The organism is Metabacillus bambusae, from assembly GCF_017497975.1.
Lineage (GTDB): Bacteria > Bacillota > Bacilli > Bacillales > Bacillaceae > Metabacillus > Metabacillus bambusae.
On record NZ_JAGDEL010000023.1, the window covers coordinates 107,675 to 116,662 of the forward strand.

The 8,988-nt window shown below is 33.9% G+C and carries 9 protein-coding genes; 5 read left to right on the plus strand and 4 right to left on the minus strand.

Annotation, left to right across the window (positions count from 1 at the left end; genetic code table 11):
- The first annotated feature begins 231 nt into the window (after positions 1 to 231).
- Positions 232 to 1,848, plus strand: coding sequence for a long-chain-fatty-acid--CoA ligase (locus I7822_RS23080; RefSeq protein WP_207981419.1), 1,617 nt, complete (start codon positions 232 to 234; stop codon positions 1,846 to 1,848).
- 746 nt (positions 1,849 to 2,594) lie between these two features.
- Entirely contained in the window at positions 2,595 to 4,397 is a 1,803-nt protein-coding gene (locus tag I7822_RS23085; protein ID WP_207981420.1) for a PAS domain S-box protein, read from the plus strand.
- A gap of 93 nt (positions 4,398 to 4,490) precedes the next feature.
- On the opposite strand, the gene I7822_RS23090 is transcribed toward I7822_RS23085, so the two are convergent.
- Positions 4,491 to 5,639, minus strand: a complete 1,149-nt coding sequence (locus I7822_RS23090) for an aminotransferase A (RefSeq protein WP_207981421.1) — start codon at positions 5,637 to 5,639, stop codon at positions 4,491 to 4,493.
- Positions 5,640 to 5,999: 360 nt separating this feature from the next.
- Between I7822_RS23090 and corA the strand changes: the two genes are divergently transcribed.
- Positions 6,000 to 6,977 carry a magnesium/cobalt transporter CorA gene (gene corA, locus I7822_RS23095; protein WP_207981422.1) on the plus strand — a complete coding sequence of 326 codons (978 nt, stop codon included), beginning with the start codon at positions 6,000 to 6,002 and terminating at the stop codon, positions 6,975 to 6,977.
- An 81-nt stretch (positions 6,978 to 7,058) separates the two neighbouring features.
- Complete coding sequence (locus tag I7822_RS23100) at positions 7,059 to 7,247, plus strand: hypothetical protein (RefSeq protein ID WP_207981423.1); 189 nt, start codon at positions 7,059 to 7,061, stop codon at positions 7,245 to 7,247.
- 194 nt (positions 7,248 to 7,441) lie between these two features.
- Here the strand turns inward: I7822_RS23100 and I7822_RS23105 are convergent, their stop codons facing one another.
- Together I7822_RS23105 and I7822_RS30330 are read right to left on the minus strand one after the other, a co-directional pair.
- A complete protein-coding gene (locus I7822_RS23105; RefSeq protein WP_066330858.1) occupies positions 7,442 to 7,633 on the minus strand; it encodes an alpha/beta-type small acid-soluble spore protein in 192 nt (63 codons plus the stop codon).
- Between the two features lie 287 nt (positions 7,634 to 7,920).
- Positions 7,921 to 8,055, minus strand: a complete 135-nt coding sequence (locus I7822_RS30330; RefSeq protein ID WP_260445540.1) for a hypothetical protein — start codon at positions 8,053 to 8,055, stop codon at positions 7,921 to 7,923.
- Between the two features lie 312 nt (positions 8,056 to 8,367).
- On the opposite strand from I7822_RS30330, the gene I7822_RS23110 reads away from it, so the two are divergent.
- Positions 8,368 to 8,844 (plus strand): DinB family protein, encoded by a 477-nt coding sequence (locus I7822_RS23110; protein ID WP_207981424.1) that lies wholly within the window; start codon positions 8,368 to 8,370, stop codon positions 8,842 to 8,844.
- A gap of 62 nt (positions 8,845 to 8,906) precedes the next feature.
- Here I7822_RS23110 and I7822_RS30750 read toward each other — a convergent pair whose 3' ends face one another.
- A complete protein-coding gene (locus I7822_RS30750) occupies positions 8,907 to 8,987 on the minus strand; it encodes an IS3 family transposase (protein ID WP_372442159.1) in 81 nt (26 codons plus the stop codon).
- Between the last annotated feature and the right edge of the window lies 1 nt (position 8,988).

The following is an 8,988-nucleotide window of genomic DNA, read 5'->3' on the forward strand; positions in this document are numbered from 1 at the left end:
GTGGTCAAAATTCCTTGCATTATCAACGAGGGGTAGGAAATATTGACTGCTGTTCGGTTAAATTTGAAAAGAGGAAAATGCTCTTGAAATAAAAATGAAAACGCATACAAAAATAGAGGGCATTACGATGTATAGGATTCTTTTAAAAATTTTTAGTTGAATTCATTCAAACAGATATAGCTAATTAATTATTACTTGATTTCGAGAAATTTTTAAAAGGAGGAACTATTAATGGAAGATCTAAAGCAATGGTATTCAACTTATCCGGAGCATATTCCAAACGAGGTGGTAATACCTCCAATTTCCGTTCCTGAAATGCTTCAGCAAACTGTTCAAATCTATGGAGATCATGAAGCTGTTTCATTTTATGGAATTCGTTTATCATATAACGAGATTGCAAAAATGGTATTTGCGTTTGCATCCTCTTTACAGCAATCAGGTGTTCAAAAGGGAGATCGTGTAGCAATTATGCTCCCGAACTGCCCTCAGTATATCGTTTCTTACTTTGGCGCACTAACAGCAGGTACGATCGTCACACAAATTAACCCAATGCTTGTTGAAAGGGAACTTGAGTATATTGTAAATGATTCTGGTTCTGCAACGATCGTTGTATTAGATGCCCTCTATCCAAGAATAAAAGCCATTCAATTAAAGACAAATTTAAGAAATATTATTACAGTTAGCCTTCAACCTTCAGAAAAAAATCAACCTGAGGATTATACATTTGATAGCTTTTTAGCTAAACAAACTGGTCAAGTATTTCCAGTTGAATGTGAACCAGAGCATGATATCGCTGTTCTCCAGTATACAGGCGGAACAACTGGTCGATCAAAGGGTGCGATGCTTTCACATAAAAATATTGTAGCAAATGCTGTTCAATCATATGAGTTTTTTAAAGATGAGATCGTACTAGGGAAAGAAAAGTGTTTAACTGTCATTCCATTATTCCATGTTTTTGGAATGTCTAGCTGTATGAATCTATCAATTCTCTGTGGTAATTCTATGATTATGCTACCGAGGTTTGATTTGGATGAAGTGCTTCAAACGATCAAACGTGAGCAGCCTTCACTCTTTCCAGGTGTACCAACAATGTATGTAGCAATTTCAAATCACCCTAATGCTGAAGACTATGGTATTGATTCAATTCGAATTTGTAATAGTGGCAGTGCACCAATGCCAGTTGAGCTTTTAAATGAATTTGAACGGAAAACTGGGGCGAAAATTTTGGAAGGCTATGGTCTTTCAGAAGCATCACCGATAACACACTGCAATCCGGCGTTCGAGAAACGAAAACCGGGTACTGTTGGCTTGGGAATGCCAAGTACGGCATATAAAATCGTTGATGTTGGAACAGGGACACAGGAAGTTCCTATAGGTAAGCTAGGTGAACTTATCATTAAAGGACCACAAGTGATGAAAGGTTATTGGAATATGCCTGAGGAAACGGCAGTCACTCTTCGTAATGGTTGGTTATTTACAGGAGATATCGCAAGAATGGATAAAGAGGGCTATTTATCGATTGTTGACCGTAAAAAAGATCTGATTATTGCGAGTGGTTATAATATTTATCCTCGTGATATTGAAGAAGTTCTTTACGAGCATCCGAGCGTACAGGAAGCAGTTGTTATTGGGGTGCCAGATCAATATCGTGGTGAGACAGTTAAGGCATTTATCGTATTAAAAGCAGGAAAAACAGCAACAAGTGATGAAATTATTCTTTACTGTCGCCAGCATTTAGCGGCCTTTAAGGTTCCGAAATATATTGATTTTAGAGAAGCACTTCCAAAAACGAATGTAGGTAAGATTTTGCGTAGAGCGTTAAGAGATGAAACGGTTAAAAAGCAATAAGCCTATAAATCTATTAGTAAGGCTTTTAAGATACGGCCAGCCATGTCTAGTTGATTGTTGTAATAATGATAGGTAAAAATAATGTCAGACCTTTTTTGAGGTTTGGCATTATTTTTACCTAAGGACTTTTTCGTGAAAATATGTCTCTATCATTAAAAGATAGGAAAATGAAATAAAATTAATTTTGGTTTTCTAAAGTGAAAATCATTGCAGTTTTGATTAGTAGATAAAAAGTAGGAGTAATAAAGGGTTTTTTACGCTAAATGATGAACATTCAATTGGTAGAATGGTCGCTAATTATAAAGGGATAAAGCTTTCTATATTGACAAAAGTCTATAACAACGTACACTTAATATTAACGTTAAGACTTATATATAAAATTTAACCTATTAAAATCAATATTTTTGAAAAATCGAATAAATAAAACTAACGCCTTCACCTCAAGGAATGTTAAATATTAGTCAAAAATATCCTAAAAAAGGATTTTTAATAATTGAAATTGAATAATAATATAGTAACGCAACATTTTACATTTTTGGTAAGGGATAAGCTAGTTTGGTACAAGCTTTAATCCAATTTCTTAGCCACATCACGCTTATCTTAAAGGGGTAGGTACGTAAGTACAAGATTGTTCGTTCTACTATCAATGGTGACGTAAGGCGTCATCCATCTCGTCTCACAGTTAATATGTTCTTTATTTAATACTTATTCCCTAGTGAAGAGGTAATGAAAAAGGAGGGGAAGCTATGGATCGTAAAGCAACAAATGTAGATACAGTAATACAGGATGTAGAAGTATATGCTGTAGTTTCATCAAACGGACGCTTCCAATATATTTCTTCAAATTCGATTGAACAAATGGGTTATCCAAATGACGATTTAGTCGGAAAATATATGAAAGATTTTATACATAGTGAGGATTTGTTTTTAATTGAGAGTTATTTTTTTAATGAGCATCATCTGAACCCCTGTACATTTCGCTTTTTACATGAAGACGGAAGGTATATTTGGTTTGAAGCAACTGTGGATTTCATTCGAAGTAATGTCTCTAAGCAAGGGCAAGAAATTGTTCTTAAAATGAGAGCGTTGAAAACTAATTTGGTTATTAATCAATCAAGTGATCGTATTGAAAGTAATAGTGATCATACAATTGGTAATGTGGATGGTGATCTTTTACTTGAGGATTTACCTAGTCCATTGTATTTGTCAATTTTTGGTGAAATTTGCTATGTAAATAAGGCGTTTAAGGATTTACTTGGTGCAAGCTCTAAGGATCAACTAATTGGTAAGCATACGGCTGATTTTATTGATAAAAGTTACCATGATATTGTTAAAAATCGAATCCAAAGATTACATAATGGCGAAAAAATAGGCATTATTGAACAAATGTGGAGAAGACTTGATGGTACTGAGATTAGTGTTGAAGTAACAGCTAATCTAACAACCTTCAAAAATCAAAAAGCAGAATTAATCGTATTAACTGATATTTCTTCAAGGAGAAACTTTCAAAAAATCCTCCAGAAAAGTAGGGAACGTTACCAACGATTAATCGACAATTCGATTGATACAATTGCAGTAATTCACCAGGATAAATGGGTGTTTGTGAATGAATCTGGTGTAAAGCTCTTCGAAGCTGGAGATTATCCAGAAATGCTTGGGAAAAATATTTTTGAACATTTACATCCAACTGATCATAAGCACATGAAGGAATCGTTAGAAAGTATTTTAACGGGAAAATCAGAAGTTAATGTAACAAATCAATCATGGACGATTTCTAAGAATAAAACAATTTATACAGAAATGGTGTGTATTCCAACAACCTATTTCGGCGAGCAAGCTGTTCAAGTCATTTTACGAGATATTTCAGATCGTAAAAAAACTGAAGAATTAATGCTTCGCTCTGAGAAACTTTCCATTGCTGGGCAACTAGCAGCTGGAATTGCTCATGAAATCAGGAATCCCTTAACTGCAATCAAGGGGTTTTTACAAATTATGCATCCTGAGTTGAAAAATCACAATCAATATTTTCATATTATTTTTTCAGAATTAAATCGTATTGAGATGATATTGAGTGAGTTGCTTATGCTTGCAAAGCCACAGGAAACGAAATTTAAGCAAGCCAATCTAGTAACATTACTGCAGGATGTTTCGATGCTTTTGGAAACACAGGCTAATTTGAATAGTGTTTCGATTGAACAGAAACATGAGAATTCAAATATAATGATAAATTGTGATCAAAATCAACTTAAGCAAGTATTCATCAATTTATTTAAAAATGCAATTGATGCGATGCCTAAGGGTGGAAAGGTTACAGTTCACACAAAACGATATGAAAATAATGTCAGTATTGTTGTCAAAGATGAAGGAGAAGGAATACCTTCTGAACTAATTGAACGCATAGGTGAGCCCTTTTTGACAACAAAAGAAAAAGGAAATGGTTTAGGGTTAATGATTACATATAAAATCATTGAGGATCATAATGGGACCATTTTTGTTGAAAGTAAATTAGGGGAAGGTAGTACGTTTACAGTTGAAATTCCATGTGGATGATCTTGAATAAAACAAAATAACTAGTTTATGCGGCTTCAAACCCTTTCCTTCATACTAAAACAACGGCTTTTCGCCGCTGTTTTAGTTAAAATCTTATAAACTTTTCACATAACTTTCGATCCGGTCCATCGCTTCAATTAGTTGTTCCATGGCATATGCATAGGAAAGTCGAACATAGCCTTCTCCATATTCAGAAAACGCACTACCAGGAACTAGTGCTACTCCAGCATTCTTAACAAGTGATAATGCAAAATCGAAGGAAGATTGCTTGAATTTTTTTATAGAAGGAAACAAATAAAAAGCTCCATCTGGTTTAACAACTTCAAAACCCATCGTAACCAAACGATTATATACATATTCTAATCGTTCTTGATATGCATCCTTCATAACTGTTGCATCATCAATACCTGTAGTAAGTGCCTCATATGCGGCCTTTTGTGAGATAGAGGTTGCACATGACACATTATATTGATGAACCTTTAATAAGTGTTTGGCAACACCTTCTGGGGCAAATAATAAACCTACTCGCCATCCAGTCATACTATGTGATTTAGAAAGTCCGTTTATCACTATTGTTTGTTCTCGTAAAAAGCGAGCAATAGAATGATGGTGCTTTCCATAAACAAGCTCACTATAAATTTCGTCTGATAAGATAAATATGTTCTTACCTCTAACTAATTCAGCAATTTCTTGTAACTCATCCTCATCCAACGTGACTCCTGTAGGGTTTGATGGATATGGGAGTACGATACACCTTGTTTTTTCAGTTATATATGGAGCAAGTAATTCAGCCGTTAGCTTAAACTGATTAGTTGTTGTGTCCACATAAACAGGTGTCCCTCCAGCAAGCTTAATCAGTGGTTCATAACCAGGATAAACAGGACTCGGTAATATAACTTCACTGCCTTCTTCTAATAATGTACGAAACGTACAATCGATTGCTTGACTTGCCCCTACTGTCACGATTACTTCATTTTCAGGAGAGTATGTAAGACCATACTTCTTAAATAAGAATTGACTGGCTGCCTCGCGAAGTTGGATAAAACCAGCATTGTGAGTATATGTAGTGAAATTTTGTTGTATCGCTTCTATTCCAGCATTTTTTACATGTCCTGGAGTATCAAAGTCAGGTTGACCTATCGTGAGAGAAATAACATCTTCATAATCTGCTACCATATTAAAGAATTTTCTAATCCCTGAGAGTTCAATTTGTTTAACACGTGAATTTACTAAGTGTTCCATCATTACCTCCATTTTTCGAGGGTGCTTTAGCCACCACTCGGATTTTGTCATTATTAAAAAGTTAATTGGTTATTATTATCCTTAAAATAAATATATAGGTGTTATTTTACCATCTTCTGTGCAGTTGTCATCATATTTCTAGGCTCTTTTCTAAAAGTTTGCTTATAAGCTACTTCATGCTATTTCGGAAGAATACGACTAATAAGTGAAAAGATCACAAAGAAAGGCTAAAGCCGTGAAATAGAGCTATGAATGAATAACAATATTCATTCTCGAATACTGCTTTTTTTAAAAAATTTACACTAAGTTTAGTGAACGTAATAAGGGGGAATAGTTTTAAAGACATAGTTAAAGAGAGTAGTGAAGGTATTGATTCGTACATTAGCAATTACAACAGACAATGAAGTTGTTTATGATTTACCTCTAAAATCGCTAAAAAAACAGCATATTCACTGGTATTGGGTAGATTTTCAGGAGCCATCAAATGAAGAGGTTAAGCTTTTATCAAATTTTTTTCACTTTCATCCACTAGCTATTGAAGATTGTATAGAATATATCCAACGACCAAAGATGGATTTTTATGATCATTATCTTTTTATTGTTGTTCATGCCATTAATCAAAAAACGTTTGAAGCGGATGAGGTAGATTTATTTGTCTCAGACAACTATGTTGTGACATTTCATAAAAAGCCAATCAGAGATATAAATAATATCTGGTTCCGTGTAAAAAAAGAGAAAACTTTACAAAATAACGCAATGCAAATAATGTATCATATTATCGATCATCTTGTTGATGATTATTTTCCACCAATCTATAAATTAGAAGATTTAATTAATCAAATTGAAGATAATACAAGTGATCGAACAATTAGTGAATTAATGGAGCAGGTTTTTGACATTCGGTCTGAGCTAAATAAACTAAGAAGAACGATAATCCCTATGCGTGATCTCTTATACCGTATTATTTCATCCTCTAGATTGAATACGTTAAAGGAGAAGCAGGTTTATTTTCACGATATTTATGATCATCTATTAAAGCTTGTTGAAATGATTGATGCTAATCGAGAATTGTCTGCAGATATTAGGGATAGTTATTTGTCTATTAATTCAGATCGAATGAATCGCGTAATGATGACATTGACAGTGATGTCGTCGATCTTTTTACCTTTAACATTTATTGCAGGGGTCTATGGAATGAATTTTGATTATATGCCCGAATTGGCGGGTAAATATAGTTATTTTATTGTATTGGGCATCATGCTAGCCATTAGTGTTGCAATGATTTGGTTTTTCTACAAAATGGGCTGGTTTCGTTTTCATAAAGGGACAAAATTGTAATACCGACATAAAACAATTCAAACAAACGAATACATATTATTGTAAACACTTTTTGGCCAAATGATAAAAGAGGTGAAAAAGATGAATGTTGAAAAAGGATTGTTAACAAAAGCAGAACAAGAAATCGTTGCTAAATTAGAAACAGAAATGCTTTCCGCGCTAACACTTGCACATTTGAACTTTTATAAAAACGAAATAAAAATGATTATTTCTCAAGCCAAACGAAGACATCAATTCTTTCTTAACTATTCGAAAGAAGTAAATGTATGATATTACTTACTTTAAAAAATAAAAGAAGTGCACTTAAAAGCAGCAAAACATCATGTGTTTAATTGCTTTTAAATGCACTTCTTTTTATTGTGGCCTATTTCGAGAAGACTTTTTTGATTTGGCTAAGGCTAATATTATTTAGTTTTTAAAAAGGAACCTCTATATTGAGGCTCCTTATAAAAATCTTTGGAAAATTAATGTGTATGATTCTGAAGTTGGTTTTCAGCCATCGCGATTAAGCGCTTTGTCATCTCCCCACCTACAGAACCATTTGCACGAGCTGTCGTATCGGCACCAAGTTCAACCCCTAATTCATTCGCAATTTCCTGTTTCATGGAATTCAGAGCATTTTCTGCACCAGGCACTAATAATTTGTTTCTTGCCATCGTCAAACACCCCTCCTGAATGGTTTAGGAACGTTGAGCACGATCAGATGCTCTATTTTATGATGTCCGACCAAGTATATTTTAATGAGATTGAAATGCAAAAATATTAAGGGAAATTTAGACATTCATTTGGATTCCTGATGAATTTCTGCATTTAACTTAATTTTTTCATTTCACACGTCTTCCTCTAACGAAAAATCGAAATTTATGTGAGTTTTCCAGTATCAGGATGCAGTTGGAAAGTTTGCTACTTAGTCATCGATGTTCCCCATCATGTGGTTTTTATGTTATTGGTTTCTTGGATGTGTTTTTTCTGCTTTTTTATTCGTATTTGGGGAAATTTCTTTCGCAATTTCTGGATCTGTAATAGCCTTTGCTGTTTGTAGTCCAGATTTTGTTCTTCGATTTCGTTTCGTCATCATTTTCCCTCCTTGTACAAAGTAAAGACATAATTTATTTTGTACAGAAATCAATACTTTTATTTTTGTTTAAAATTATTAAAATTCTAGAACCGTGGATACCACTTGACATCCAGCTCCAGCGCCCAGCAAAGTATGAACTTCATACTCCTTATACGCTAAGTCAACATCGATTCGCTAACGCTCTTCGTCTTTCCTTAATCTCATACGGAGTGCTCTTTTTTCTATGTTGCTAAACGGGCGCTTGCGCTTTTGTCCTTACAATATCTTCCTAACTAATGTAAAATAATGAGTGATGAGAAATGGGGGAGATTAATGATGATCGAAGTAATCCATCAATATGCTTATCATAAATGGGCTACATTAAAAGTTATCCATCATGTGGGACAATTACCAGAGGAGTTATATACTCAGAAAATAAAAAGTGTATTTCCATCTATCAATGATACCTTTAAGCATATGGTTGAGGTTGACGAAATATGGTTTTCACGTTTAAAAGGTATGGAAATAGCTAATAGGCAATTTCTTAAGAGAGAAGATCTACTTGTTCAATATGAAAACTTATTAACAAATTTTGAAGATTTCTTAAAAGGAGAAGAGGATTTTGGTCGCATAATCCAATACTGCAATTCAGGGGGGGAAATATTTAAAAATACTGTCTATGAATTGGTTCAACATGTTGTGAACCATGGGACATATCATCGAGGTAATCTATCTGCTATGTTAAGACAAATAAATAGTCAGACAGTGGCTACAGATTATATTTACTTTTTAAGGGAAAAGGAATCCTGAAAAAGGAACCTAACAATTGGTCTTATCCCCGTCAAGTAGACAATTAATAAAAGGTTCACTTATTAGGCAGCCTTAGCTCTATATTCAGTAGGGCTAAGGTTATTTAATTTTTTTTGAAAACGTTTATTGTTATAAAACTTAATA

Excerpts from the sequence above, each read along its gene's own strand:
- I7822_RS30330 (WP_260445540.1), bottom strand. The coding sequence starts at position 8,055 with ATGATGACGAAACGAAATCGAAGAACAAAATCTGGACTACAAACAGCA.
- I7822_RS23105 (WP_066330858.1), bottom strand. The coding sequence starts at position 7,633 with ATGGCAAGAAACAAATTATTAGTGCCTGGTGCAGAAAATGCTCTGAAT.
- I7822_RS23110 (WP_207981424.1), top strand. The coding sequence starts at position 8,368 with ATGATGATCGAAGTAATCCATCAATATGCTTATCATAAATGGGCTACA.
- I7822_RS23085 (WP_207981420.1), top strand. The coding sequence starts at position 2,595 with ATGGATCGTAAAGCAACAAATGTAGATACAGTAATACAGGATGTAGAA.
- I7822_RS23090 (WP_207981421.1), bottom strand. The coding sequence starts at position 5,639 with ATGGAACACTTAGTAAATTCACGTGTTAAACAAATTGAACTCTCAGGG.
- I7822_RS23080 (WP_207981419.1), top strand. The coding sequence starts at position 232 with ATGGAAGATCTAAAGCAATGGTATTCAACTTATCCGGAGCATATTCCA.
- I7822_RS23100 (WP_207981423.1), top strand. The coding sequence starts at position 7,059 with ATGAATGTTGAAAAAGGATTGTTAACAAAAGCAGAACAAGAAATCGTT.